This window comes from Streptomyces sp. VNUA24, from assembly GCF_029167005.1.
Classification (GTDB): Bacteria; Actinomycetota; Actinomycetes; order Streptomycetales; family Streptomycetaceae; genus Streptomyces; species Streptomyces scabiei.
This window is the reverse complement of record NZ_CP119143.1, coordinates 7724997-7750519: the sequence shown is the minus strand read 5'-3', so window position 1 is coordinate 7750519 and position 25523 is coordinate 7724997. Positions and strand designations below refer to the sequence as shown.

22 protein-coding genes are annotated in these 25523 nt (G+C 74.1%); 15 read left to right on the top strand and 7 right to left on the bottom strand.

The features are described from left to right. Positions 1-16: 16 nt before the first annotated feature. Positions 17-475 (bottom strand): Rrf2 family transcriptional regulator, encoded by a 459-nt coding sequence (locus PYR72_RS33200; protein WP_275458708.1) that lies wholly within the window; start codon positions 473-475, stop codon positions 17-19. A gap of 70 nt (positions 476-545) precedes the next feature. Continuing rightward, positions 546-2060 carry an alpha-N-arabinofuranosidase gene (locus PYR72_RS33195; RefSeq protein ID WP_275458707.1) on the bottom strand — a complete coding sequence of 505 codons (1515 nt, stop codon included), beginning with the start codon at positions 2058-2060 and terminating at the stop codon, positions 546-548. 264 nt (positions 2061-2324) lie between these two features. On the opposite strand from PYR72_RS33195, the gene PYR72_RS33190 reads away from it, so the two are divergent. The 3 genes from PYR72_RS33190 to PYR72_RS33180 are packed head-to-tail and all read left to right on the top strand — an operon-like array spanning position 2325 to position 5142. Continuing rightward, positions 2325-2942: a transcriptional regulator gene (locus PYR72_RS33190; protein ID WP_275458706.1), complete on the top strand. Its 618-nt coding sequence runs from the start codon at positions 2325-2327 to the stop codon at positions 2940-2942. After that, positions 2939-3739, top strand: a complete 801-nt coding sequence (locus PYR72_RS33185; RefSeq protein WP_275458705.1) for a toxin-antitoxin system, toxin component — start codon at positions 2939-2941, stop codon at positions 3737-3739. The genes PYR72_RS33190 and PYR72_RS33185 overlap by 4 nt, the downstream gene beginning before the upstream one ends. Positions 3740-3750: 11 nt before the next feature. Next, the gene (locus PYR72_RS33180) at positions 3751-5142 is read left to right on the top strand and encodes an MAB_1171c family putative transporter (protein ID WP_275458704.1); all 1392 of its coding nucleotides are present in this window, start codon (positions 3751-3753) and stop codon (positions 5140-5142) included. A 99-nt stretch (positions 5143-5241) separates the two neighbouring features. On the opposite strand, the gene PYR72_RS33175 is transcribed toward PYR72_RS33180, so the two are convergent. From PYR72_RS33175 to PYR72_RS33160, 4 genes are all read right to left on the bottom strand, one after another. Then, positions 5242-6114 (bottom strand): SMP-30/gluconolactonase/LRE family protein, encoded by an 873-nt coding sequence (locus PYR72_RS33175; protein WP_275458703.1) that lies wholly within the window; start codon positions 6112-6114, stop codon positions 5242-5244. Further along, positions 6111-6884 carry an IclR family transcriptional regulator gene (locus PYR72_RS33170; protein ID WP_275458702.1) on the bottom strand — a complete coding sequence of 258 codons (774 nt, stop codon included), beginning with the start codon at positions 6882-6884 and terminating at the stop codon, positions 6111-6113. Before PYR72_RS33170 ends, PYR72_RS33175 begins: the two co-directional genes overlap by 4 nt. Positions 6885-7258: 374 nt before the next feature. After that, the gene (locus tag PYR72_RS33165; protein ID WP_275458701.1) at positions 7259-8500 is read right to left on the bottom strand and encodes a helix-turn-helix domain-containing protein; all 1242 of its coding nucleotides are present in this window, start codon (positions 8498-8500) and stop codon (positions 7259-7261) included. A gap of 3 nt (positions 8501-8503) precedes the next feature. After that, a complete protein-coding gene (locus tag PYR72_RS33160; RefSeq protein ID WP_199845550.1) occupies positions 8504-8656 on the bottom strand; it encodes a hypothetical protein in 153 nt (50 codons plus the stop codon). Positions 8657-8877: 221 nt separating this feature from the next. On the opposite strand from PYR72_RS33160, the gene PYR72_RS33155 reads away from it, so the two are divergent. From PYR72_RS33155 to PYR72_RS33100, 12 genes are all read left to right on the top strand, one after another. Then, positions 8878-9855, top strand: coding sequence for a DUF3068 domain-containing protein (locus tag PYR72_RS33155; RefSeq protein WP_275458700.1), 978 nt, complete (start codon positions 8878-8880; stop codon positions 9853-9855). A 284-nt stretch (positions 9856-10139) separates the two neighbouring features. Beyond that, complete coding sequence (locus PYR72_RS33150; protein ID WP_275458699.1) at positions 10140-11291, top strand: glycosyltransferase family 4 protein; 1152 nt, start codon at positions 10140-10142, stop codon at positions 11289-11291. Between the two features lie 179 nt (positions 11292-11470). Then, positions 11471-12151 (top strand): class I SAM-dependent methyltransferase, encoded by a 681-nt coding sequence (locus tag PYR72_RS33145; protein ID WP_275458698.1) that lies wholly within the window; start codon positions 11471-11473, stop codon positions 12149-12151. After that, complete coding sequence (locus PYR72_RS33140; RefSeq protein ID WP_275460589.1) at positions 12148-16620, top strand: alpha-(1->3)-arabinofuranosyltransferase family protein; 4473 nt, start codon at positions 12148-12150, stop codon at positions 16618-16620. Before PYR72_RS33145 ends, PYR72_RS33140 begins: the two co-directional genes overlap by 4 nt. After that, on the top strand, positions 16617-18053 hold the full coding sequence (locus PYR72_RS33135) for a condensation protein (protein WP_275458697.1): 1437 nt from the start codon (positions 16617-16619) through the stop codon (positions 18051-18053). Before PYR72_RS33140 ends, PYR72_RS33135 begins: the two co-directional genes overlap by 4 nt. Then, entirely contained in the window at positions 18050-18808 is a 759-nt protein-coding gene (locus tag PYR72_RS33130) for a class I SAM-dependent methyltransferase (protein ID WP_275458696.1), read from the top strand. The genes PYR72_RS33135 and PYR72_RS33130 overlap by 4 nt, the downstream gene beginning before the upstream one ends. A gap of 15 nt (positions 18809-18823) precedes the next feature. Then, positions 18824-19741: a hypothetical protein gene (locus PYR72_RS33125; RefSeq protein ID WP_275460588.1), complete on the top strand. Its 918-nt coding sequence runs from the start codon at positions 18824-18826 to the stop codon at positions 19739-19741. Next, on the top strand, positions 19738-19998 hold the full coding sequence (locus PYR72_RS33120; protein ID WP_275458695.1) for a Trm112 family protein: 261 nt from the start codon (positions 19738-19740) through the stop codon (positions 19996-19998). Before PYR72_RS33125 ends, PYR72_RS33120 begins: the two co-directional genes overlap by 4 nt. Continuing rightward, positions 19995-20843, top strand: coding sequence for an FkbM family methyltransferase (locus tag PYR72_RS33115; protein ID WP_275458694.1), 849 nt, complete (start codon positions 19995-19997; stop codon positions 20841-20843). The genes PYR72_RS33120 and PYR72_RS33115 overlap by 4 nt, the downstream gene beginning before the upstream one ends. Beyond that, a complete protein-coding gene (locus PYR72_RS33110; protein ID WP_275458693.1) occupies positions 20812-21435 on the top strand; it encodes a hypothetical protein in 624 nt (207 codons plus the stop codon). The genes PYR72_RS33115 and PYR72_RS33110 overlap by 32 nt, the downstream gene beginning before the upstream one ends. Before the next feature lie 155 nt (positions 21436-21590). Further along, positions 21591-22553 carry an MEDS domain-containing protein gene (locus PYR72_RS33105; RefSeq protein WP_275458692.1) on the top strand — a complete coding sequence of 321 codons (963 nt, stop codon included), beginning with the start codon at positions 21591-21593 and terminating at the stop codon, positions 22551-22553. Further along, positions 22550-22972, top strand: coding sequence for an ATP-binding protein (locus PYR72_RS33100; protein ID WP_275458691.1), 423 nt, complete (start codon positions 22550-22552; stop codon positions 22970-22972). Before PYR72_RS33105 ends, PYR72_RS33100 begins: the two co-directional genes overlap by 4 nt. On the opposite strand, the gene PYR72_RS33095 is transcribed toward PYR72_RS33100, so the two are convergent. Next, positions 22950-25349, bottom strand: a complete 2400-nt coding sequence (locus PYR72_RS33095; RefSeq protein WP_275458690.1) for a LuxR C-terminal-related transcriptional regulator — start codon at positions 25347-25349, stop codon at positions 22950-22952. The genes PYR72_RS33100 and PYR72_RS33095 overlap by 23 nt on opposite strands. Positions 25350-25523 lie beyond the last annotated feature (174 nt).

Genomic DNA, 25523 nt, shown 5'->3' with positions numbered 1-25523 from the left:
CCGCGGGCCGCCGGGGTCAGGGGTTCTCCCAGGCCGCCGGCTCCGCCGCCAGGTTCTTCACCGGCTCGGGAAGGGCGCCGGCCGCGATGTCGGCCACCGTGACGCCCTCCAGGATGCGCCGGACGTTGGCCCGCAGGGCGATCCACAGCGGCAGCAGCGGTTCGGCGGAACCGGTGTAGGTCAGGCCGGTGGGGCGCTCGCCGCGCACCGACACGATCGGGCCGTCGACGGCCCGGATCACGTCGGCGACGGTGATGGCGGCGGGCTCGCGTGCCAGCCGGTACCCGCCGCTGCCGCCCCGTCTGCTGGTGACCAGGCCGCCCCGCCGCAGATCGCCGAGGATGCCCTCCAGGAACTTGTGCGGGATCTCCTGGACGGTCGCGATGACCTCCGCCTTCACCGGCCCGCCGTCCTGCCGTACGGCGACTTCCAGTACCGCGCGTACGGCGTAGTCAGCCCGTGCCGAGATCCTCATGGCCCCATTGTCGGCCACACCGGACCTCCGGCCGACCCGCGCCCGGCAGCGGGCAGCCGCCCCCGGGCTCTCAGCCGAGCCGGATCACGTTCCACGACAGCGGCTCCAGGACCACGCTCAGCACGCCGTCCCGGACCACCGCTCCCTCCGCCCCCCGCGGAGCGACCCGCTCGGGCTCGTCGAGGGTGTTGCGGGCGTCCGGGTCGGCGTCGGCGAGGACGCTGTGCTCGACGACACGCGTCAGGTCCATCCCGTTCAGGGCGACTTCGAGCGGCAGGGACTCCGACCGGCCGCGGTTGACCGCGAACACCGTCACCGAACCGTCCTCGGCCCGCACCGCCGTGGCGTGCAGCAGATCCGCCGCGCCGTACTTCTTCGTGTCGTACGTCGGCGAGTCGACCCGGACGTCGAGGACCTCGCCGCGGCCGTACTTCGATGCCTGGGCGAACGGGAAGAAGGTGGTCTGGCGCCAGGCGGGGCCGCCCGGTTCGGTCAGGATCGGGGCGATCACGTTCACCAGCTGGGCGAGGCAGGCGACGGTGACACGGTCGGCGTGCCGGAGGAGGGCGATGAGGAGGGAGCCGAAGACGACCGCGTCGGTGACGCTGTAGTTGTCCTCCAGGAGGCGGGGGGCCTCCGCCCAGTCCCGTGCGCCGGAGTCCTCGATCTCGTGCCACTTCGAGATGTACCAGACGTTCCACTCGTCGAAGGAGAGGTTGATCTTCTTCTTCGACTTGAGCTTCGCGCCGATGTGGTCGGCGGTGGCGACCACGTTCTCGATGAAGGACTCCATGTCGACGGCGGAGGCCAGGAAGGAGTCGAGGTCGCCGTCCTCGGGCTGGTAGTAGGCGTGCAGGGAGATGTGGTCGACGAGGTCGTACGTCTCCTCCAGGACCGTCGCCTCCCACGCGGCGAACGTCGGCATGGACTGGCTGGAGGAGCCGCAGGCGACGAGTTCGACGTCCGGGTCGATCTGGCGCATCGCGCGGGCCGTCTCGGCGGCGATCCGGCCGTACTCGGTGGCCGTCTTGTGGCCGGTCTGCCAGGGGCCGTCCATCTCGTTGCCCAGGCACCAGAGCCTGATGCCGAAGGGGTCCTTGTCGCCGTGCGCGACGCGGAGGTCGGAGAGGGCGGTGCCGGCCGGGTGGTTGGCGTACTCCTGGAGCTCCAGGGCCTCGGCGACACCGCGGGTGCCGAGGTTGAGGGCCATCATGGGCTCGGCCTGGGGGCCGACCTTCTTCAGGAAGGCGATGTACTCCGAGAGGCCGAAGCGGTTGGTCTCGGTGGAGCGCCAGGCGAGGTCGAGGCGGCGGGGGCGGTCCTCGACGGGACCGACGGAGTCCTCCCACTTGTAGCCGGAGACGAAGTTGCCGCCGGGGTAGCGGATCGTGGTCACACCCAGCTCCCGGACCAGCTCCAGTACGTCGGTGCGCAGGCCCGCCTCGTCCGCGGTGGGGTGGTCCGGTTCGAAGATGCCGGTGTAGACGCAGCGGCCGAGGTGCTCGACGAAGGAGCCGTAGAGCCGGGGGTCGACCTCGCCGACCTTGAACGCGGGGTCGAGGGTGAAGCGGGCGGTGCGGGTCATTCGGGGCGGCCCCTTCGTTGTTCGGTATTGCGGATGCTGATCGTTGAGCCGAACGGGACGCTATGGTCGATGTCGGGGCGAGTCAATGGGGGGGCAGGGCCGGGAGGGGCATCTCGCCGTCCACGGGGTGCCGGCGGCGGGTGGCGGGCGACGGACGGCGGGTGACGGGTGACGGGTGACGGGTGACGCAACCATCGTTGGTCAGAATTCAACGATCGTTGGATTCCCGTGGTCTCGGCGTCCGCGGGCACGTAGGGTCGGCCCGTGCCCGCCCTGCCAGACACCCTTGCCGAGACCCTGACCCTCCTCGACGCCCGTATCGCCGTGGGCGGAGGTGACCGCGACCGGCTGCTCGACGTACCGGCGCTGGCGCGGCGCACCGGCCTCGCCGAGGACGTGGTCAGGGCGTTGCTCGACGGGGACGAGCCCGTGGCCGACCGGGTCGACGACCGGGTGCGCGGGCGGTTGCGCGCCCTGCACGAGGCGTATGCCGCGCGGAGCGGCAAGCGGCCCGGTGAGGTCTGCCGGGAGGTCGCGGAGCGGCTCTCCATCAGCCCCGAGTGGGCCCGGCAGTTGCTGCTCGGCCGCAAGACGCCGAACGTGGCCGACCTGACCGAACTCGCGGAGTTCTTCGGCGCCCGGGAGGGGGTCCGGTTCTTCACCGACCCGGCCCCGTCCGTGCTGAACCGGGAACTCGGCCGTCTGCTCGGGAGACTTGAGGGCGGCAGCGACGGCGACGGGCCGCTGGTCGAGTTCGCCACCCGGCACGGGGTGGTCACGCTCGCGCTGCGCGGCCACCGGCTGACTCCGCGCAAGCAGGAGGCTCTCGCCGTCATGCTCGAAGGGCTGCTCGGCGTCGACGACGAGGAGGCGCGCCGATGAGCCGCGCCGAGGGCCCGGGCCGGGGCGCGCACACGGAGGCCGGCCGGAACGGCGGGGCCGCCGCGACGCACGGGACAGCCGCGACGCGCGGAACAGCCGGGGCGCGGGGGTTCTCCGCTCTGCGCGGGGCCCTCGGCAGGGCGCGGGCCGCGCTGCTGCCCTCGCGGTCCGGCACCGAGATGCGGAAGCTGACCTCGGGGCTCGGCAAGGCGGTCCGGGGGCGGCTCGACGGGCCCGTCGGCGTACAGGAGTTGGGCGCGGCGCTGTGCGCGGAGATGAGCGCGCGGCGGGGCGGGCGGCCGGTGAAGCTGCGGTTCGAACGGTTCCCGGACGGCATAGGGGTGACCGGACTGTGGATGGAGTTCCCCGACTTCGATCTGGTGATCGTCGAGGAGCGCGCCGAGACCGTGCAGCAACTGGTCATCCTGGGACACGAGTTGTGGCACATGCACGCCGGGCACTGTCATCACCCGCTGCCGGGCCCGGACACCGCGCTCGCGCTCTGCGGTGAGACGGGCGGGCCGGACGCGCCGAGCGGGTCCGCGTTGCCGTCGCTCTCCCCCGAGTTGTCGGCGGCACTCGGCCAGGGAGGGACCCCCATCGCCGCGCGCCACGGCTCCCACGAGTCGGAGGAGCAGGAGGCCGAGGACTTCGGGCACCGGCTCGCCACCGCGTTCCGTTCCTGGGTGGACACCGGACAGGACGGCCCGGCCGGAACGGCGGACCGGGGCGGCCCGGCCGACCCCGTCGGGCAGGCCCTCCAGGCGACCCTGGGCTATCGCAGGCACCGCAGGTGAGGGAGACGGGCGTGCCGGCGGCGACCGGGGCACTCGGCTCCACCGGTCCCGCCGACTTCTTCGGTGACCTGTACATCTCGTTCTGGATCCCCACGGCCGTCCTGACCGCCGCGCTGCTGATCAAGCTGCCCGGCATCGTGAAGCTGTGGCGGGACTCCCTGCTGCGGGCGGTGGGCGGGCTGCTGCTGCTCGCCGCCTGCGTCTTCGTGTTCGCGGTGCCGTCGGTCATCGCCTGGACCAACCAGGTGGTGGGGGTGCCGAACATCGCCGCGCCCTGGGTGTACTCGCTGATCACCGCGTTCTGCGCGTGCTGTCTGCTGCTGATCGTCGCCTGGCGCAACGGCCCGGCCGACCGCTCACCGGCGACCCGTCGGCTCATGCGCTGGGTCGCCGCCGTCTACACGGCGGTGATCGTCGTCCTGTGGGTGCTGTTCGCGCTCGCGGACGTCCCCCGCGAGCGGCTGCGCGACCTCGACACGTACTACGCGACCACGCCCTTCATGCGCGAGGAGATCCTGCTCTACCTCGGCGCGCACACGGCGGCCTGTGCGATCACCTACCGGCTGATCCGCAACTGGGTCCGCGCGGACGGCCTCGACCGGTGGCTGCGCGCCGGACTGCGGGCGCTGGGGCTGGGCTGTGCGCTCAACCTGGTGTTCGACGCCGCGAAGTTCACGGCGGTGGTCGCCCGCTGGACCGGGCACGACCTGGACTGGCTGAGCACGCACGTGGCGCCGCCGGTCGCCGCCCTGGCCGCCATCTGCATCGCGGTGGGGTTCATCGTTCCGCACGGCGGCCAGTATCTGCGGGACCGCTGGCGGGTGCGGGCCGTCCACCGGCGGCTGCGGCCGCTGTACCTGCTGACCCGGACGGTCGACGACTCCCGGGTGCCCTTCGCGCTGCGGGCCACCCCGGAGCTGCGCCTGACCCGCCGGGAGACGTTCATCCGGGACGCCCTGCTCCGGCTGACCCGCCACCTCGACGACGACCTGCGGCGCCGGGCGTACGACGCCGCGCTGGACCTCGGGCACGAGCCCGGCCGGGCCAGGGCCCTCGCCGCCGCCGTGACGGTCCAGGACGCGGTGGCCGCACGGAGGCGGTCGCCCGGCGGCACGGCGACGGCCACGCTCACGTCGGGCCCGCTCGTCTTCCCCACCCCCACGGCGGGTGCGGACGGCCCGGCGGGAGCGGGGGACGCCCAGGGTGCGCCCGGCCGGGCGGCCTTCCCGGAGATCACCGTCGCGACGGACTTCACCGATCTGCTGCAGGACATCGAGGCCGTGTCCCGGGTGCTGCGCGAGCCCGCCGAGATCGAGGCGGTACGGTCGCTCGCCGCCACCAAGGCCCCCGCCTCCACCGCCTCCACCACCGACGCGGAGAGCGGTACGCCCGTACGCGAGTGACGGCACGCCCGAGCACGGAGGGCGGGTCGGCCGGACGCGGGGGACGGCGTGGCCGCCCGCCTCACGGCGGGCGGCCACCCGGTGCCGTTTCCTTCGGGATCAGCCCGCGAACGCCGGCTGGGCCAGGCCCTTGCCCGCGCCCGGGACGACCAGCAGGGAGCCGGACAGGGGATGCGGGGTGTCCGTGCCCGTACGGGCCGTCGTGATGTAGAGGTCGGTGAGGTCCGGGCCGCCGAAGGCGCAGGCGGTGGGGCGCGGGGTGGGCAGGGGGACCACGCGGTCCAGGGTGCCGTCCGGGGTGTAGCGGCGGACGGCGCCGCCCTCCCAGAGGGCGACCCAGACGCAGCCCTCGGCGTCGACGGTGAGGCCGTCGGGGAAGCCGCCGCCGTCCTCGATCGTCACGAAGGGGCGCCGGTTCACGGGGAGCCGGCCCTCCGCCGCACCTGTGTCCGCGTAGTCGAAGACGTCGATGCGGCAGGTCGGCGAGTCGATGTAGTACATCAGCCGTCCGTCCGGGCTCCAGCCGGTGCCGTTGCTGACGGCGACGTCGTCGAGGACGGTCGTGGTGAGCCCGTCGGCCGTGAAGCGGGCCAGGGTGCCGCCGCCCGGGGCCTCGTCGTAGCGCATGGTGCCGGCGAAGAGGGAGCCGTCGGGTGCCACGGCGGCGTCGTTGGCGCGACGGCCCGGCACCGGCTCGTGGTGCAGCCAGCGGAACGTGCCGTCGGGGTCGGTGAGGCCGACGCCGTCACGGAGGTTCAGGACGAGGCCGCCGCCGGCGCGGGGCTTCACCGCGCCGACGTGCTGCTCGGTCACGAGGACCGTGCGGCGGCCCGAGGCCGGGTCGTACGTGTACACGCGCGACCCGAGGATGTCGATCCAGATCAGCCGCTGGGCTTCGGCGTCCCAGGTGGGGCCCTCGCCGAGGGCCGCGTACTCCCGTACGGCGATCTCGTAGCCCGTGTGCGCGCTCATGCCACGCTCCGGTGGCCGAGACGCTCGGACAGTTCCGCGGCGCCCTTGGCGGCGAGCTGTTCCAGCTCGATCCGGCGCTCCTCGCTCCAGCGGATCATGGGCACGGAGATGGAGATCGCGGCGACGACCCTGCCGGTGCGGTCGCGGACCGGCGCGGCGACGCAGGAGACGTCCGGGTTGGACTCGCGGTTCTCCACGGCGAGACCCCGCTCACGGATCCGGGCCAGGGTCTCGCGCAGGACGGCCGGGTCGGTGATGCTGTTGGGGGTCATGGCGACCAGGTCGGCGTCGTCCGGGACACGGGCGTTCAGCTCGGCCTCGGGAAGGGAGGCGAGGAGCATCTTGCCGACGGAGGTGCAGTGCGCCGGGAGGCGGCGGCCCGCGGCGGAGACCATGCGGACGGCGTGCGTGGAGTCGACCTTGGCGATGTAGATGACGTCCGTGTACTCCAGGATCGCCACGTGCACCGTCTCGTCGCAGGTCTCGGCGACGGACCTGGCCACCTGCTGGCCCTCGGCGGCGAGGTCCAGCTGCTCGGCGTAACGGCTGCCGAGCTGGTACGGGCGGACTCCGAGGCGGTAGCGTCCCGGCTGCCCCTGGACCTGGACGATGTATCCCCGGGCGGCGAGCGTGGTGACCAGCTCGTGCACGGTGGTGCGGGGCAGCTGGAGCCTGCGCACGATGTCGGGGGCGGAGAGTGTGCCGTCCCCGTCCAGGAAGAGCTCCAATATGTCGAGCGCCCGGGTCACGGCAGGTACGAGGCGTCCCACGGCCGGCCCCCTCCCTCTGTCTGTCGGTTCTGACTGCGGCGGTGTTCGAAATTTCAACGGTCGATCGGCATGACGAACACAGGCTAGTCATAGTGCGTTGACCGGGCAATAACCGCGGACGATCGAGCGGGGGATGACCGTGGGGTGCGTGGTCGGGTGCGTGGTCGGGTGCCGGTGTGTGGGGGCTGGTCGCGCAGTTCCCCGCGCCCCTAAAAGCATCAGGCCCCTGCGGGCCTGAAAGCGACGGCCCTCCGGGCCTGAAAAGCACGGGGCGCAGCCCCTGCTTTTCAGGGGCGCGGGGAACTGCGCGAGAAGCCCCACCGAACCCGCACCCGCCGACGAAACCCGCACCCCCGAGCTACTGGGCGCCCTCGTCACCGCCGCCCGCGCGGATCCCCCAGCTCCCCCCGCAACCGCTGCGCCCGAAGCACCAGCTCCAGCTCGAACCGGCGGTCGGGATCGTCGATCTCGTCACCCCAGAGTTCCCGGATCTGACGCAGGCGATAGCGGACAGTTTGCGGGTGCACACCCAGACGGGCGGCGATCTCGGGGGCGCCACCCCGGGTCTCCAGCCACGCGAGCAGCGTCTCCGCCAGCCGCCGGCCGTGCGTGGGCCCGGAGTGGGCCAGCGGCGCGAGGCAGCGCAGGGCGAGGTCGTCGATCAGTTCCTCGGGCTGGAGGAGCACGAGGGCCTCGGTGTGCTCGGTGCAGTGCAGCACCTCGCCGCCGGGAAGCAGCCGGCGCTCCATGAGGCGTACGGCCGCCTCCGCCCAGCGCAGCGACTTCGCCGCGTCGGCCAGCGGCACCGGCGGTCCGATCGCGCCCGACCAGCCGGTCAGGGCGCGGTGGAGGAGTTCGGGGCGGCCCGCCGCGTCGGGTTCGGGGACGACCATGCGGGGCTGCTCGTACTCCATGTCCAGCAGGACGCCCTGGCCGACGGCCGGGGCCATGGCCTCGCGGGCCGGCCGTAACAGGACTCCGACGGCGACCTTCTCCGGGAGGGTCCAGCCGATCCGGGCCGCGCGTTCGGTGAGCGCGTCCGCGGGGTCGCCCCGGTGGTGCTCGGCGAGCAGGAGTTCCATCAGCCGGCGTTGCAGTCGCAGACGCTCACCGGCCTGCCGGGCCGCCGCCTCCGCGTAGCCGCGCACCGACTGGTCCACCAGACCGTCCAGATACTCGTATCCGGCGTCGACCAGCTCGTACATCGCGGGCGGCGGGATCTCCACGCGCTGGCCGATCTCCGCGAAACGGCGCCAGGCCAGGCGGACGCCGAGGCGGTAGATCGCCTGCAGCGAATCCAGGCTGCGGCCGTTCAGGCCCTCGCCGCGGCCGAACTCCTGGAAGACGCCGGGAGGCACCCGCGGGCGGCCCTCGGCGGTCTCCAGGTGCTGGACGAAGACCTCGATCGCGCGGCGGATGCCGATGAGGGCCATCGGCTCGCCGGACTCGTCGAGGACGACGGGCAGATGGGGGTACTCGCGCCGGATCTCGCGCAGGATCTCCTCGGCGAGGGCGGGGGCCTCGGCCATGGCGATCGCGGCGAACTCGCGCACCTGCAGTCGCGGCACGTCGTGCCAGGCGGAGCGGACGGTGACGGTACCCGGTCCTCCGGTCACCCCTCAGCGCTCCTGACCGGCGTTCTCGTAGGTGATGAGCGGGGTGTTCGGCTGGTCCGGAGTGGCGTCGAGCAGGGCGACGACACCGAACGCGGCCCCCGCGGCGAGAGCGGCGGCGGCCACCATGGTCAGTGCGGCGGCGAGCAGTCTGGACATCGCAGGGGCAGCCTCTCGGTCGACAGGTCGTCCCCACCCAGGGCACCCCGCGGACTCAGTGTCAGCAATGCATTGACACTGCGTCAAGACTCCGCCTACGGTTCCCGGCCCATACACAGCCCCCACACCCAGCCCCCGTCCGCACGCGCACATTCCCCAGGCGTCGCACCTCCCGCACGCCTACCCGAGCCGCACCTCCCAACGCCGACTGGAGTGCCCGGATGCGCCGTACAGCCTCACCACTCTCACTGGTCCTGCTGGGCCTCGGCACGTTCCTGCTGGTCCTCGCGCCCCTGCTCGCGTGGTACGTGGCGCCGAGGGCCGCCGTGAACCCGATCGACATCGACACGACCGCCGTCTACTCCGGCACCGGCAGCGTCTTCGACGTGGAGCAGGTGAAGACCGTGCCGGGCCAGGAGATCACCGTCACCCAGCGGGTACGCGGCGATGTGGCCGAAAGCGAGCGCAGCGGGGCCGCCGTGTGGGACGTGATCACCTCGGTCGACACCGAGAAGACGCTGCCGGCGGCCGACCCGCACGACGCGCTGGACTTCTCCCCGCACCGCTGGGTCAGCGACCGCAGGACCAACCGGCCCGTGCACTGCTGCGACGAGAAGCCGTACATCGAGGGCGAGGCGTACCTGAAGTTCCCCTTCGACGTGCAGAAGCGCTCCTACCGCTGGTGGGACAACACGCTCGGCGCGACGGTGACGCTCCACTACGAGGGCCGCAAGAAGATCCGGGGCTACGAGGGGCTGCGGTTCACGGCGAAGGTTCCGGCCACGAGGACCGGCACCCGGCTGGTGCCCGGCGCCCTGGTCGACGAGCCGGCCCGGCCGCAGGTGCTCGCCGAGGAGTGGTACGCCAACCACGGTCTCGAACTGGTCGTCGATCAGAGCACGGGGCGTGTGCTGTACGCGCAGACCGGGCCGCGGCGGACGCTGCGGGCGCCGGGCGGCACCGAGGACGCGGCGGTGCTGCTCGACAGCCGGAAGCTCGCGTTCACCCCGGCGACGCAGAAGTTCGCGGTGGACCAGGCGGAGAAGGACAGCGGACTGCTGCGGCTGGTGGGGCTGACGGTGCCGATCGGCGCCACTGTGGTCGGTTTCGTCCTCGCCGTGGCCGGTGCCCTACTGGTCGCACGGGGCAGGCGGCGCCCCGAAACGCCCGAGTCGTCCCAGCAGGAGATCACGATGTGACAGGGCGTCAGTTGAATAAACCCCGAAAATTGTCACGCCGGTGAGTAGCAGCTTCGAACCGCTGGGCGAAAACTGTCCACCCCACCTGAGCACAGCCCACCCACACCTCGCCCACAGCGACTCCGGACACCTGCAGGTACTCCCGACCCCCGTACGTCCGAGCACCTCCGAGGCACGCGCACCCCGCACGACCCACCCGGACCCCCCGCCCCACCGGAACATCCCCCACGGCGAACGTCCTTCTCCCCGCTGAGTTCCGCACCCCGAGACGAGTTGGAGCACCCATGCCCCAGCACGTGCCGTTCTCGCTGGTCGAGGTGTTTCCGCACCTCGACCGGCACCGGTCGGCAAGCCCCCCACAGCCGCGCCGGATCGTCTTTCTCGCCCGCCGTGACCTCGGTAATCCGGCGGCGGGGGGCTCCGAGCTCCTCGTCGACCGGCTCGCCGACGGCCTGACCCGGCTCGGTCACCAGGTCACCCTGCTGTGCGGCGGCCCGGCGGCCTACCGCGACTACCGGGTCGTGTCGGCCGGCGGCGACCTGAGCCACCATCTGCGCGCCAGATCGGCGTTCGCCCGCCAGGTCGGCGACTGCGATCTGCTGGTCGAGGTGTGCAACGGCATGCCCTACCTCGCCCCGCTCTGGCACCCCGGCCCGACGATGTGCCTGGTCAACCATGTGCACACGGATCTGTGGCAGTTGCGGTTCGGCGGCCCGCTGGCGCCGGCCGCACGGCTCGGCCGCCGCCTCGAACACTGGTCGCTGACGGCCGCGCAGCGCCGGAACCTGCTGGTCGCCGTCTCCTCGTCGACGGCGACCGCGCTCCGCTCGCTCGGTGTGGAACGGGACCGGATACGGGTCGTGCACAACGGGGTCGAGGAGCCGGGGCCGCGCGCCGAACGGTCGGCCGAGCCGCTGTTCGTGGCGGTGGGCCGGCTGGTCGAGTACAAGCGGATCGATCTGCTGCTGCGGCTGTGGGAACGGGTGCGGCCGGTCACGGGCGGACGGCTCGTGATCGTCGGTGACGGACCCGAACGGGAGCGGCTGCGGGCGATGGCCGGGGCCGGGGTCGAGTTCGCCGGGCACGTGTCCGAGCAGGAGAAGCACCGGCTGCTGTGCGCGGCCTGGCTGCTGCTGCACCCCTCGGCCGTGGAGGGGTGGGGGCTGGTCGTCACGGAGGCGGCCGTACGGGAGACGCCGTCGGTGGCCTTCGACGTGCCCGGGCTGCGGGACTCCGTCGTGGACGGGGAGACGGGCGTGCTGGCCCGGGGGGAGTCCTCCTTCGCCGCGGCGTGGTGCGCGCTGGCGCTGTCGACCGACCGGCGGGTGCTGATGGGGAAGGCCGCGCGGGAGCGCGCCGCGCACTACCGGTGGGATCGCACGGTGCGGCAGTTCAGGGCGGTGGCCTCCGAGGCGGTGAGGGGTTGGACTCCGTGAAGGCGGGGCCGAGCGCCAAATGGGGTGCCGCCAGGGTGCGTTGGCGCGTGCGGGTGCATCGTGGCCTGTCGCGCCCACGCGGCGGAGCCGCCCCTGTCACAGCCCCGCGCCCCTTGAGTGGACCGGCGGCTTTCAAGGACCCCTCGTTTCGGCGGTCGCTCGCCCTCTTCCGGGCCTTCATGCGGGAGCAGGACGATCCCGCATACTGCTACGCGCTGCTGGCCCGTGACGCCGTCGACCAGGTCGAGGCGTACGGGGGCAGGCCGGTGAACGGACTCACCGTCGTCGATGTCGGCGGTGGCAGCGGGTACTTCACCGAGGAATTCCGGCGGCGGGGCGCCCAGGCGTACCTCTTCGAGCCGGATCTGCGGGAGCTGGGGACGAAGCCACCCGACGGGGCCGTGGTCGCCGACGGGTACCTCCTCCCCCTGGCCGACGGGGTCGCGGACGTCACGTTCACCTCCAACGTGCTGGAGCACGTCGCCGATCCGCCGACGTTCCTCAGCGAACTCGCGCGGGTCACCCGGCCCGGCGGGCTGATCTACGTGTCGTTCACGAACTGGCTCTCCCCCTGGGGCGGGCACGAATGGGCGCCCTGGCACTACCTGGGAGCCGGACGGGCGCGGGCCCGCTACCGGCGCCGTACCGGCAGGGACGCCAAGCACACCCTCGGCGAGAACCTCTTCGCCGTGCACATCGGACGCACTCTGCGGCAGGTGCGCGGCCGGGACGACGTGACGGTCGTGTCGGCGCGCTCCCGCTACTGGCCGTTTCTCGCGGAGACCGTCGTGAAGGCGCCGGGACTGCGTGAGTTCGCCACCTGGAACCTCCTCCTCATCCTCCGGCGGTGTCCACCATGACGAGCACGGTCCAGGCTCCACCCCCCGCGCCGGTGCGGCCCGCGGGCACGACCGAGGGACCCCCCGAGGGCCCTCGGTCGCGGCGCTGGCTGCTGGGATTCTGGGCCGTGGTGTTCGTCCTGCTGGTCGCGGCGCAGCCGGGGCGGCAGACCTTCGACACCAAGCTCGGGGTCACCGTCGATCCCTGGCAGTTCGTCTCCGACCTCGGCCAGCTGTGGCACGACCGGGGCGGGTTCGGCGGCATCCAGGACCAGTACGTCGGCTATCTGTGGCCGATGCTGCCGTACTACGGGCTGACCGATCTGGTCGGGCTGCCGGTGTGGCTGGCGGAGCGGCTGTGGCTGTCGCTGATCGTGTCGGTGGCCTTCTGGGGCGCGCTGCGGCTGGCCGAACGGCTGGGGGTCGGAAGCTCCGCGTCGAGGCTGCTCGCCGCCGGCGCCTACGCGCTGTGGCCCGTGTTCACGACGGTCGTGGGGTCGACCTCGGCCGCCGCGCTGCCGGGGGCGTTCCTGCCGTGGGTGCTGCTGCCGCTGACGAACGAGCGGTACAGCGCCCGGGTGGCGGCCCTGCGGTCGGCGCTCGTCATCCCCTTCATGGGCGGGGTCAACGCCTCCGCGACCCTGGCCTCGCTGCTGCCGGTCGGGCTGTATCTGCTCACCCGGACGCCCGGGCCCCGGCAGCGCGGGCTGATCGCCTGGTGGGTCCCGGGAGTGCTGCTGGCGACCGCCTGGTGGGTGGTCCCGCTGCTGCTGCTCGGCTTCTACGGGGAGAACTTCCTTCCCTACGTGGAGAGTTCACAGACCACCACCGCCACGATGTCCGCCACCGAGGCACTGCGCGGTGCCGGGAACTGGGTGGGCTATCTGCACTTCGGTGAGCCCTGGCTGCCGGCCGGCTGGTCCGTCGCCGCGTCGGTCGTCGTGATCCTGTCGTCGGCGCTCGCGGCGGGGCTGGGCCTGGCCGGACTGGCGCGGCGGGACATGCCCGAGCGCCGGTGGCTGGTGCTGACCGTGCTGGTGGTCGCGCTGTTCACCCTGGCCGGGTACGGCGGCGCGTTCGGGGCGCCCTTCCACGGGGTGGTCCAGGACTGGCTGAACGGGGGGCTGGTGCCCTTCCGGAACATCTACAAGTTCCAGACGGGGCTAGCGCTGGCGCTCGTCCTCGGGCTCGCGCACCTGGTGGGCGTGGCCGCGCAGGCGCGGGGTGCCCGGCGGGTGCGGGGGCGGCGGTTCGCCCCGCTGGCCGCGGCCGTCCTCGTCGTACCCGGGCTGCTGTGGCCGTATCTCAACGGGTCGGTGCTGCAGCCGGGTTCGTTCAGGAAGCTGCCCACGTACTGGCAGGCGACGGCGGACTGGCTGGAGAAGTACTCGCCGGACTCCCGCGCCCTGGTCGTGCCGGCCACCGCGCACGGCATGTACACCTGGGGCACCACCGTCGACCAGCCCCTGGACGTCCTCGCCGACTCCCGCTGGGCGCAGCGCGACTACGTCCCCTTCGGGACCCCCGGCAACCGGCGCGCGATGGACGCCGTCGAGCAGGCGCTGCTCACGGGCGGTGAAGTGCCGGGACTCGGCGACTACCTGAGCCGGGCGGGCCTCTACTACGTCGTCGTCCGCAACGACCTCGACCCCGACCAGATCGGCGCGGTGCCGACCACGACCGTGAAGCGGACCCTGGAGCAGTCCGGGTACGAGCGGGTGACCGGGCTCGGTCCGGTGATGACCGGCGGACGGATCGCCGAGAACACCCCGCTGCAGGTCGAAGGGTTGTACGCGCGGCAGCGGGCCGTGGAGATCTACCGCCCGGCCCAGGACGTGCCGCGCCCCGGGCAGGCCGGGCTGAAGGCGATCGCCGACACGGCCGTCGTCTCCGGCGGCCCCGAGTCGCTGCTGCCGCTGGCCGCCGACCCGGAGCTGCGCGACCGGGCCACCGTGCTGACCGGCGACAACCACCCCGGGCTCGGCACCCCGGCCGTGCAGGTGGTCGGTGACGGGCTGCGCCGGGCGGACACCCGCTTCGGCCTGGTCAACGCCAACACGTCGTACACGTACACGGCGGACGAGCGGAACCCGAGCGGGAGCGTGCAGGACCCCGGGGCGAAGCCGAAGCAGATCCTGCCGGTGTCGGGCCTGGACCACCAGACGGTGGCCGAGCTGCGTGGTGCCAAGGCGGTGACCGCCTCGACCAGCGGCAACTGGCTGTTCCACCTGCCGCAGTACGACCCGGTGAACGCCTTCGACGGCGACCGGAACACCGCCTGGGCGGAGGGCGCGCCCGGCTCGGCGGACGGGCAGTGGCTGCGGATCGACTTCGACGGCGGCCAGGACGTCCCGTCGACCTTCGAGGTCACCCCGCTGCCGCAGGACGGCGTACGGTCGGCGCCGACCCGGATCAGGGTGGAGACCGAGCGGGGCTCCCGCTCCACGAACCTCCAGGCCGACGGCTCGACGCAGACCGTCCGTGCCGCCCCCGGCGACACGAAATGGCTGAAGATCACAATCCTCGACTCGGCGGAGCGGCACACCGGCCTCGTCGGCGCCGGCTTCTCCGAGATCGACCTGCCCGGCGTCAAGGTCACCCGGATGCTGCGGCTGCCGACGGACGCCCAGGGCCCCGACACCACGGCCGCCTCGGCCGAGGTGGTCTCGCTGTCCCGCGCGGCCGACCCGACCGGCCTCTCCCCCACGGGCACGGAGCCGGGGCTGCACCGCACCTTCGGCACCGCCACGGCGGGGACGTACGAGGTGAGGGCGACGGCCGTGCCCGTGCCGGGCGACGCGCTCGACAAGCTGCTGTACGAGGTCGCCCCCGAGCAGCAGACCCAGATCCGGGCGAGCGCCGAGTCCACGGCCTCCCTCGGGGCCGGGCTCTCGCCGCGCAACCTGACCGACGGCGACCTGACCACGGCGTGGATCGCGGGCGACGACCCCACGATCCACCTCGCCTGGGCCGACAAGTGGCCGGTCGGCTCGCTGGTCCTGGCCCCGGCGGGCGGCCTGTCGGCCCGGCCCACCCAGGTCGAGATCAGCTCCCCGGACGGTGCCGCCGTCGCCGGTGTCGACGAGAACGGCTGGGTCCGCTTCGACCCGATCACCACCGACCGGCTCGACATCACCGTCACCGAGACGGCCCCGCTGACCCTCCACAACCCGGTCGCCGACGAGGACCTGCAGCTCCCGGTCGGCCTGACGGAGGCGTACATCCCGGCCCTCGACCAGTTCCGCACCCCGCAGCCCGCCCCAACCAGGGACTTCGAGCTGCCGTGCGGCAAGGGCCCCACGGTCGAGGTCGACGGAACGCTGTACGAGACGAGCGCCCGGGGCACGGTCCAGGACCTGACGGAGCGGCGGCCGGTCGATCTGACGCTCTGCCAGAACGGCAAGGCGGGCGGCGCGCTGGAACTCGGCGCGGACGACCGCCACACCTTCGAGTCCGAGGACACGGGCGCCCTGGCGGTCGCCACCGCGACCCTCACCCGCGGCTCGATCGCCGAACCCGCGGTCAGCGGGCGGGAGTTGGGCATACGTGACTGGCTCGGCGACCGCCGGGAGGTCACCGTCGGCGACGGCGCGGCCTCCTATCTGACCACCTACGAGAACTTCAACGAGGGCTGGAAGGCCACCCTGGGCGGCCGTGAGCTGACCCCCGTGCGGCTCGACGGCTGGCAGCAGGGCTGGCGCGTCCCCGGTGGCGCGGGCGGCACGGTCAAGCTGTCCTACGAGCCGTCCGTGACGTACGAGGCCGGACTGATCGGTGCCGGGGTGGGCCTCGCCGCCCTGATCGGGCTGGCCCTGTGGCGCCGCCGGGAGGCCAACCCCGACGCGCCGCAGCCGGCGCCGCCCGGCCCCGGCCTCTGGCTCGGCGTGGTCGCCCTCACCCTCGTCGGCATCGTCGTCGCGGGCTTCCTCGCCCTCCTCGTCCCGCTGCTGGCCATGCTCGCCCGCAGGAGGCACAGCCTGCTCGTGCCGATCGCCTTCCTCGCCCTGGCGGGCGCGGGGGTCGCCGCCGCCCTCGGGGCGGGAGAGCCGGTCGCGGCGGGCGGGGGCGCGTTCGGCCATGTCGCCCAACTCCTCGCCCTGACCGGACTGTTCGCCGCACTGGTGACCCTGGGGGACGCGGTGGAGGGCGCCCCGGACCGGCCCGGCACCACACGGCGGTTCGCGGTCCCGCCGGGGGCGCCCACGGAACCGTTGCCGCAGCGCAGGCGGGTGGACGCGACACCGAACGGCGGGCCGGGCGGGGCCGCGGGCGGCGGGTCCGTGGCCGGTCCGACGATCTCGGCGCGCGGGCCGGGCTCCCCGCAGGAGGACCCGGACACCCCGACCCGGCGGATCGCGTTCACCAAGCGGACGTCCGAGGCGCCGAAGTCCGAGACGCCGAAGTCCGAGACGCCGCCGAGGTCCGAGCCGTCGCCGGAGGGCGGCGGCCCCGCGGGGAGCGGCGGCACCGGCAAGGGAGGGCCCGTATGACGACGCTGGACCACCCCGCGCGGGACGACGCCGCCCCCGGACCCGTCCGCATCCCCTTCCCGGTGGTCGACGAGGTGTCCCGGCACTGCGCCCAGGAGCAGGAGCCCGAGACCGTCCACATCGAGGTCCACCTCCCCGGCCGGCTCGACCCCGGCCGGCTCCGCACCGCCTTCGACACCGCCCTGCGCGCCCACCCCCGCATCCTCATGCGGGAGGCGCCGGGGCGGTGGTGGAGCCGCCGCTACGAGTGGGAGCTGACCGAGGGACCGGACGTCGAGGTGGTGGCCTTCCCGCCCGCCGGCCCGCACGCGCTGCGGGACGCGCGGACGAGATCCCTGGTCGAGGCGCCCCCGCTGACACTGTCGCCGCCGATCCGCCTGGAGGTGGTCCGGGGCGCGGGGCCCGCGGTGGGCAGCGAGGCGACCGACGCCGTCGGCCTCACCGCGGGCCGCCCCGCCGCCGGGGAGGCCGGGCCCGCCCCGGCCGGGGCGGGCCCGACGGCGGCCCTCGGAGAACCGAAGGGCACCGTCCTCTTCCTCACCGTCAACCACACCGCGCTCGACGGCCCGGCCTGTCTGCGGATCCTCGCCACCGCGGCCCAGCTCTACGGCGGCGAGGACAACGCCCCCACGGCCCCGCCCGTCCGCCCCGCCCCCACCCCCGACGAACCGGCCGCGCCCGGCGCGGACACCCCCTCCCCCTGGGCCCGCCCGGCCCGGGTCGCCGCCGGCACCCCCGAGCCCTCGCCCGGCAACGGGCTGCTCGTCACCGAACTGCCCGTGCCCCGCCGCCCGAAGGGCGCCCTCTACACCGTGAACGACCAGCTCATGGTCACCACGGCCCTGACGCTCGCCCACTGGAACCGGGAACACGGCGCCCACCCCCGGCCCCTGCGCATCACCATGCCCGTGGACGACCGCCCGCGGGACACGGACATGGCGATAGGCAACGGCACCCGTCTGGTCGAAGTCCCCTTCTCCCCCGCCGAGTTGCACCCCGAGCACACCCCGCTGCCCCTCCTGCTGCGCCGCACGGCCGAACGCACCCGCGCCCTGAAGTCCCTCCCGAGGCCCCAACTCGGGCACGGCGCCTCCCTGTTGACCGCCCCCGTGGTCCCCGTCGCCTGGCGGGCGGCCCTCACCCGGGGCCTGCGCAGAGCCGCGGGCCCCTGGACCTCGACCACCCTGCTCAGCAACATCGGCCGCATCCCCTACGCCCTCGACTTCGGCGAGGAGGCCGGCCGCGCCCACGCCGTGTGGTTCTCGGCCCCCGCCCGCATGCCCCGCGGCCTCACCGTCACCACCGCCTCCACGGCGGGCCGCCTGCACGTGGCCCTGCGCTGGTCCCGCGCCCTGCTCGGCCACGGCGACGGAGCCCACCTCCGGGACCTCTTCGAGCACTATCTGCACGCGACGCAGGAGGACGCCCGGTGACACCGGCCACCTCGCCCACCACCTCGGCCGAGCCGCCCGTGCGGGGACTGCGGGACTTCTACGAGGACCCGTCCGTGCCCGTCGCCTCCGGCACCCCCCGCAGCCTCGCCCAGGCCCGTATGCTCGCCGCCGCCCTCGGCCCGGCGGCCACGACGGGCCCCCGTACCGTCCTCGACATCGGCTGCGGCGACGGCACGGCCGCCGCCACCGCCGCCCCGCTCCTCACCGGCCACCGCGTCATCGGCGTCGACTGGTCCCAGGACGCCCTCAGACGGGCCCGCACCCGCATCCCCTACGCGATCCGCGGCGAACTCACCGACGGCGGACTGCCGTTGCGGGCGGAGTCCGCCGACGCCGTCCTGTTCAGCGAGGTCATCGAGCACCTGGTCGACCCGGACGCCGCCCTCGACGAGATCCGCCGCGTCCTGCGCCCCGGCGGCCACCTCATGCTGTCGACCCCCAACCTCGCCGCCTGGTACAACCGCGCCCTGCTGCTCGCGGGCGTCCAGCCGGTGTTCTCCGAGGTGAGCCTGCGCGGCATCCACGGCCGCCCGGGAAAGGAGGTCGTGGGCCATCTGCGGCTCTACACCGCCCGCGCGCTGCGGGAGTTCGTGGCCGCGTCCGGCTTCGACGTCGTCCGGCTGCGCGGGGCGCCCTTCCACGGCGTACCGCGCCCGCTGCGGCCACTGGACCGCCTGGCCTGCGCCGCCCCGTCGGTGGCGTCGATCCTGCTGCTGCACGCGCGAAGGACGTAGGCGATGTGGTGGGGAGTGGCCGCGGCCCTGCTGGCGAACGCGCTCTACAGCACCGGGTTCGTCCTGGAGAAACGGGCGCTCACCGCCATGCCGCAGGTGACGGTCCGCGCCCCGGTGCACCTGCTGCGGCAGGTCGTCGGCAGCCCGCTGTGGATCGCCGGTTCGCTGTCGCTGGCCGCCGGGTTCGCCGCCCAGCTGGCCGTGTACCGGACCCTGCCGATCGCCGCCGCCCAGGGCATCTTCGTGTCGGGGCTGGTCCTGCTGGTCCTGCTCTCGGCACGCCTGCTCGGCGAGCGGACCACGGGCCGGGAGCGGTTCGCCCTCGGGGCCATCCTCGCCGCGCTGCTGATGGTGGTGCTGTCGCTGGACGAGAACACCGACACCGTCGGCCACCGGGCGCCGTACGCGCTGGTCCTGACGATCTGCCTGCCCGCGCTCGCGGCCGGGGTCGGGCTGTACCGGTCCGCCGAGCGGCGCGCCCGGCACCGGCACCGGCTGCCGACCACGGGCGTCGAGTACGGCGTGGCCGTGGGCCTGCTGTACGGCGTCAGCTCGCTGGCGATCAAGGGCGTGTCCAGCCGGCTGACCACCGACGGGTTCGGGGAGGCGGTGGCGGGCCTGCTGCGCTCCCCGTACCCCTACCTCCTGCTCGTCACCGGCGCGTTCGGGCTGGTGATGTCGCAGGCGGCGCTGCAGCGCTGCCGGGCCTCGCTGATCGTGCCGGTCTGTACGACGGTGACCTCCCTGTTCACGGCGGTGCTCGGCACGCTGTCGTTCGGCGAGTCGCTGCCCGGCGATCCACTGCGGCTGACCCTGCGGCTGTCCGGCACCGTGCTGGCGGTCGCCGTCCTGCTGAGCATGCCCAAGCACGACACCCCGGCGCCCCCGGCGCCCCACGACCCTTCACCGGCCAAGGAGTTGACTCCTCCATGAATCCCGACGACCCGTTGCTCCAGATCCTGGCGTGCCCGCTGGACAAGGGCCCACTGCACCTGGTGGTCCACGAGGAGGAGAAGGAGGAGCGGACCGGCGCCACCGACGCGCCCGAGTCGCTCTACAACCCGCGCCTGCACCGCCGTTACCCGATCGTCGACGGCATTCCGCAGCTGCTGCCGTCCTCGGGCGAACAGGTGACCGAGGACGAACACGAGAGACTCTCCGCGCTGCTGCTGAGGAGGACGGGTTCATGACCACACTCGCCGCACGGCTGGCGCCGCTCCTCCCGGACCGGCTGGTCGCCGCGGCCGCCCGGTCCGTCTACCCGCGCTTCGAGCCGGAGCTGAAACGGCTCGGCGACCTGTGCCCGCCGGACTGCGGTACGGCGGTGGACGTCGGCGGCTGGTACGGCCCCTGGACCCACCGGCTGGCGGCGCGGGCGGCGCGGGTGGTGACCGTGGAGCCCGCGCCCCGGCTGGCCCGGCTGCTCGCCGCGTCGGCGCCCGCCAACGTCCGGGTGGTCCAGGCCGCCGCCTCGGACGGCCCGCGCACGGCCCGCCTGTGGCTGCCGTCCGGCGACGACGGCGGCCGCGGGGTGTCCTCCCTGGTGCGCCGGGACATCCACGCCCGCGCGCTGGACGTCGACTGCGTCACCCTCGACGGGCTCGGCCTGACGGACGTCGGCTTCGTCAAGATCGACGTCGACGGCAACGAACTGGCCGTCCTGCGCGGCGCGTCGGGCCTGCTGGCCCGGGACCGTCCGGCCCTCTTCGTCGAACTGGAGGCCCGTATCCAGCCGATCGCCCCGGTCGTCGACCTCCTGGCCGGACTCGGCTACGCCGGCTGGGTCCTGCCCGCCGGGACCTGGCTGCCCCTCGTCCCGGCCACCCTGGAGGCCCACCAGGCGCGCACCTCGCACCGGGCGTCCCAGGGGCTGCTCCGGCGTGTCCTGCCGCTCGCCGGGCGGTACGTCAACTCGGTGCTGTTCCTGCCGGACGGGCGCCGCCCGGGTGAGCGGGCCGATGGCCGCCGGGCCGCCTCCGGTGCCGTGGGCCACGATGGACCCCATGTCCTCCGCGAAGCGCCCCGGCCCCGATAGGCCCTCCGGTCCGTTCACCCCGCTGGACTTCCAGCTCGTCCTGCTGCGCCGCATGGCCGACCACAACCCGGGACTCGTCGAGGACGCCCGCCGTGAGCTGGGCGTCTCCGTCGCGGACATGCGGGAGGCGAACCGGCGGTGGCAGGCGATGGTGCGCTCGCCCCGGGCGCGGGGCTCGGCGTCCCGCTACCGGTCGGTCCTGGGCGCGCCGGAGTCCGTCACCGCCCGCAGGATCGGCGACCTGGACTGCGAGGCATGGCGGTGGCCGGTGCCGCTGTGGGCCGACCTCCGCTTCGAGGTGCTGCTCGCGCCGAACGGGGCGGTGTGGAACGAGTGGCTGGTGCGGGCTCCGGGGGCGGCCGGGCCCGAGCCGCGCGCGCTGGAGGATCTGACGCCGTGGTCCTGCACGGTGGACGAGGTCGCGCGGGCGTTCGCGCCGGCACGGCCGCTGGAGGGGACGGCGCCCACGCGGTGGGGCCTGCGGTTCCACGCGCCCGACGGACAGGGGGTGCGGCGGGAGTGTGTCGCGGAGTTCACGTGGGGGTTGTTGCAGCGGACCGCCACCGTCCCGCAGCGGCCTGACAGCACCTGATCGCGTCTCATCAACTCACGTGCACCACCGGTCGAATGTCGCCGCGATCGCTCACCAGGGCATCACGAACGGAAGATTGGTGATCATTCGGCCGTAAGGGGCACCGCTGGGCCTACTGTCCGTACCGAGTGGTGATCTCACGGAAGGGCAGCCCCATGACGACCCGGCACCCCGCGGAGCGAACCGTGCCCGTCGAGCGGCTGCGGCTGGGGGACCACGCCTGCATGGGACCGGGGACGCCGGACGAGGCCGGTCAGTCGCCCTGGAAGGTGTTCACCGCGTACACCCGGACCAGCCTGGCGCGCGGGGAGAAGGTCCTGCTCGTCATGGACCCGGACGACCTGAGCGACGACGAGGTGGTCGCCCTCCTCGACCGGGGCAGCGGACAGGTCGTGGCCGCGCGGGCGGGCGGTCAGCTCTCGCTCAAGCGCAGCACGGAGATCTACGCCCCCGACGGCCGCTTCCGGGAGCGGCGCACGATCGACACCTACGCCTCCGAGGTGGACCGCGCCTGCGAGGAGGGCTGGACGGGGCTGCGGGTCACCGCGGACATGAGCTGGGCGCCCCGCATGAACCTCGGCCACGACCGGCTGCTCGACTACGAGGCGTCCGTGGCACCGCTGTTCGCGGACCCGCTGTTCACCGCGATCTGCTGGTACGACCGGCGACATTTCGACGACGACGTGACGGCCCGCGTCGGCAAGGTCCACCCGCTGCGGGTCATGGAACGCCTCGACTCCCTGGAGGCCGCCGAGACCCCCGACGGCGGGCGGATCGCCGGCAGCGCCGAACTGAGCACGCGCACCGAGTTCGTCGAGGCCCTGCGCGAGGCACTGGAACGCCGTGACGACGCCGGCCCCAGCCACCTCGTCCTCGACCTGCGCGACCTGTGTTTCATGGAGGCGCACTGTGCCTGGCAGCTGATCAGCCTCGCCTCGTCCCTCCCGGCCGGCAGCGAGGTCACCGTGCGCTGCGGCGAGCTGCTGGGGCTGGTGCTGGAGCAGTTGGGTGCCGGCGAGGTGCCCCAGCTGCTGGTCAGCGTGGAGGCGGACGGAGAGGGGGCCGGGGAGGGGGCCGGGGCAGGAACCGGGCTCGGGCTCGGGGGAGGCGCCGGGTGAGAGAGGTTCCGCTGCTGCGGACGGAGTTCGACGCGGCCGGCCTCCCCCTGCTGCGCTCGCTCGTCGAGGAGGCCGGCCTCCGGACCGGCCTCGCCGGCGCCGTCCGGGGCGCCCTCGTCCAGGCCGTGGCGGAGATCGCGGCGGACGCCGTGGAGCACGGGAGCGGCGCCGGAACCGTCGACATCCGTTCGCTGGACGGCGCGTTGTGCTGCGAGGTCACGGAGCACGGGCCCGGCCCCACGGCGGGGCGGAGCGCGGCGCGCGGGCCGCGGCTCGCCGAGGCGCTGATCACGGCCTCGGGTGCCGGAGGCGGCCGGGTCCGGGTGCACGGCACCGCCCGGGGGACGTCGACCACCCTGTCCGTGCCCCTGCCGGCCTCCGCCACGGCCCCGCCCGCTACAGTCCCGCCCGCGCGCTGAACCAGGCCGCGACCTGACTGCGGTTGTGGAAGCCCAGCTTCACCAGGATGCGCTCCACGTGCCCCTCGGCGGTACGGCGGGCGATGACGAGGTGGTCGGCGATCTGTTTGTTGGTACGGCCCTGGGCGACGAGGGCGGCGACCTGGAGTTCACGGCGGGTGAGGGGAACGGGGTCGGCGGGCCCGGCGCCCGGGGCCGGAGACGTGCCGACGGGGCCGGCGGCCGGGGCGGCACCCGCGCCCCCGGTCGAGGCGGCCCGCACGCGGGGGGCCGGGGCGGGCCCCTCCCCCTCGCGCGCGCCGGGCACCCGGCCCTTCCCCGGCCCGCCGAGCGCGTACGCCACCGCCTGCTCGGCGGTCAGCCGGCCGCCCCGGCGGTGGGCCAGGGTGTAGCCCTGGTCGCCGAGGACACGGCGGGCGTGGTGCTCGGCCGCGCGGGGGCGGCCGGGGCGCAGGGCGTCCATGGGGTTGCCGCCGATGTCGTGCCAGATGCGGTCGACGGCGCCGCGCAGCACACCCGCCCGCTCGGCGTCACCCGCCAGGGCCTCGGCGGCGGCGAGCAGGTCGAGGGTGCGGGCGAGGCTCTGGTGCTGACTCACGGTGTAGGGGAGCCGCAGGCAGGCGCGGGCGTGTTCGGCGGCGCGTTCGTACTGTCCGGCCGACCAGTGGGCGAGGGCGAGGGTGCGCAGCGCCCAGGAACGGGCCCACTGTTCCCCGTGCGCCTCGCACAGGGCGACGGCCTCGGCGCACAGCGGGATGGCGTCCGCGGCGCGGCCCCGGCTGACGAGGGAGCAGGCCAGTTCGACGCGGGTGAGGACGACGAAGGCGGTGGAGGCGCGGGCCCGGCACGGGACGAGGGCGCCGGCCGGCACGGGCGGGGGCGCGGGCACCGGGAGTTCCGCGTCGGCGGCGGCAGCGCTGCGTAACGGGTCCAGGCCGGCGAGGACGGCGGCGGAGCGGCTGTGCACCAGTGAGGTCAGGGCACCCGCCCACATGGCGCGGGTCAGGCCGGCGTCGGGCCGGGCCCCGGCCCGCAGGGCACCGTCCATCCAGTGCCGGCCCTCGCCCCAGATGCCGCCCGCGACCCAGTGGAACCACAGGCCGGCGGCGAGCCGCAGCCCGTGCTGGGCCTCGCCCGGGGTGGTGAGGCAGAAGTCCAGCGCGGCACGGAAGTTGTCCTGGTCGATACGGATGCGTTCGGTGATCTCCGCCTGGTCGGGGCCGAACCACGCCTGCTCGTACTCGGCGCCGAGACGCGCGAAGTGGTCGCGGTGCCGGCGGCGGGTGTCGGTGGCCTCGCCCAGGTCGTGCAGCTTCTCCAGTCCGTAGTCGCGCAGGGAGACCAGCAGCCGGTAGCGGACCTGCCCGGCGTGCTCCTCCCGGACCAGCACCGACTTGTCGACGAGCCCGGCGACGGCGTCCAGCACGGCGCACGGGGCGATCCTGTCCCCGGTGCCGTCCTCTCCGGCGCAGACGGCCTCGGCGGCGGCCAGATCGAAGCCGCCGACGAACACGGACAGCCACGCCCACACCAACTGCTCCTGGGGGGTGCACAGTTCGTGGCTCCAGTCGACGGCGGAGCGCAGGGTGCGGTGGCGGGGCGCGGAGGTGGGGCTGCCGCAGGTGAGGAGCTGGTAGCGGTCGTCGAGGCGTTCGACGAGCTGGTCGACGCCGAGGGCGCGCACCCGGACCGCCGCCAGTTCGATGGCGAGCGGCAGTCCGTCGAGGCGCCGGCAGAGCCGGGCCACCGCCTGCTGGTTCGCCTCCCCGACGGTGAAGCCGGGGACCACGGCCGCCGCCCGGTCGGCGAACAGTCTGAGCGCGGGGAAGGACTCGACCGCCGACGGGGTCAGTTCCTCCGGCGCGGGGGCGGGCAGCGGCGGCACCTCGAAGAGCTGTTCCCCGGCCAGACCGAGCCGGTGTCGGCTGGTGGCGAGGATCCGCACCCCCTCGGTGGCCGCCAGCACGGCCTGGGCGAGGACCGCGCAACTGCGCAGCAGGTGCTCGCAGTTGTCGAGCACGATGAGCAGGCGCCGGTCGCGCAGGTGGTCGACGAGGATCTCCAGCGGGGGCCGTACGGTCTCGTTGCGCACGCCGAGCGCGTCGTTCACGGCGTGCGGCACGAACGCCTCGTCGCTCAGGGCGGCCAGGGGCACGAGCCACACGCCGTCCGGGAAGGCCCGCGCGGCCTCTCCCGCCACATGCCCGGCGAGCCGGGTCTTGCCCACCCCGCCCGGCCCCGTCAGGGTCAGCAGTCTGCCCGCCGACAACAACCGTCTGACATCGGCGGCCTCGTCCCGTCGCCCCACGAAGCTCGTCAGCTCCGCCGGGAAACCGGAAGTGCGCCGCGACTCCCATCCGCCCACGATGCTGGTCACGCTCTCAGTTGTGGTTCCCGTACGCGCTGTTGTAACCCCGAAGGGTAGGCAGCGGGCACGGGCGGGACGCGCGCTTCGCCGAATTCCCGCCTCTTCGGGTGAGGCGGGCTCGCGGGTCCGGGGGCGGGTCCGGGTGCGGGGGCGGGTGCGGGTCCGGGTGCGGGGGCGGGTGCG

Bases quoted from the DNA above. Each gene is read 5' to 3' on its own strand.
- PYR72_RS33195 (WP_275458707.1), bottom strand. From the start codon at position 2,060: ATGACCCGCACCGCCCGCTTCACCCTCGACCCCGCGTTCAAGGTCGGC.
- PYR72_RS33135 (WP_275458697.1), top strand. From the start codon at position 16,617: ATGACGACGCTGGACCACCCCGCGCGGGACGACGCCGCCCCCGGACCC.
- PYR72_RS33175 (WP_275458703.1), bottom strand. From the start codon at position 6,114: ATGAGCGCGCACACGGGCTACGAGATCGCCGTACGGGAGTACGCGGCC.
- PYR72_RS33145 (WP_275458698.1), top strand. From the start codon at position 11,471: ATGCGGGAGCAGGACGATCCCGCATACTGCTACGCGCTGCTGGCCCGT.
- PYR72_RS33200 (WP_275458708.1), bottom strand. From the start codon at position 475: ATGAGGATCTCGGCACGGGCTGACTACGCCGTACGCGCGGTACTGGAA.
- PYR72_RS33185 (WP_275458705.1), top strand. From the start codon at position 2,939: ATGAGCCGCGCCGAGGGCCCGGGCCGGGGCGCGCACACGGAGGCCGGC.
- PYR72_RS33155 (WP_275458700.1), top strand. From the start codon at position 8,878: ATGCGCCGTACAGCCTCACCACTCTCACTGGTCCTGCTGGGCCTCGGC.
- PYR72_RS33140 (WP_275460589.1), top strand. From the start codon at position 12,148: ATGACGAGCACGGTCCAGGCTCCACCCCCCGCGCCGGTGCGGCCCGCG.
- PYR72_RS33110 (WP_275458693.1), top strand. From the start codon at position 20,812: ATGTCCTCCGCGAAGCGCCCCGGCCCCGATAGGCCCTCCGGTCCGTTC.
- PYR72_RS33150 (WP_275458699.1), top strand. From the start codon at position 10,140: ATGCCCCAGCACGTGCCGTTCTCGCTGGTCGAGGTGTTTCCGCACCTC.
- PYR72_RS33120 (WP_275458695.1), top strand. From the start codon at position 19,738: ATGAATCCCGACGACCCGTTGCTCCAGATCCTGGCGTGCCCGCTGGAC.
- PYR72_RS33160 (WP_199845550.1), bottom strand. From the start codon at position 8,656: ATGTCCAGACTGCTCGCCGCCGCACTGACCATGGTGGCCGCCGCCGCT.
- PYR72_RS33115 (WP_275458694.1), top strand. From the start codon at position 19,995: ATGACCACACTCGCCGCACGGCTGGCGCCGCTCCTCCCGGACCGGCTG.
- PYR72_RS33105 (WP_275458692.1), top strand. From the start codon at position 21,591: ATGACGACCCGGCACCCCGCGGAGCGAACCGTGCCCGTCGAGCGGCTG.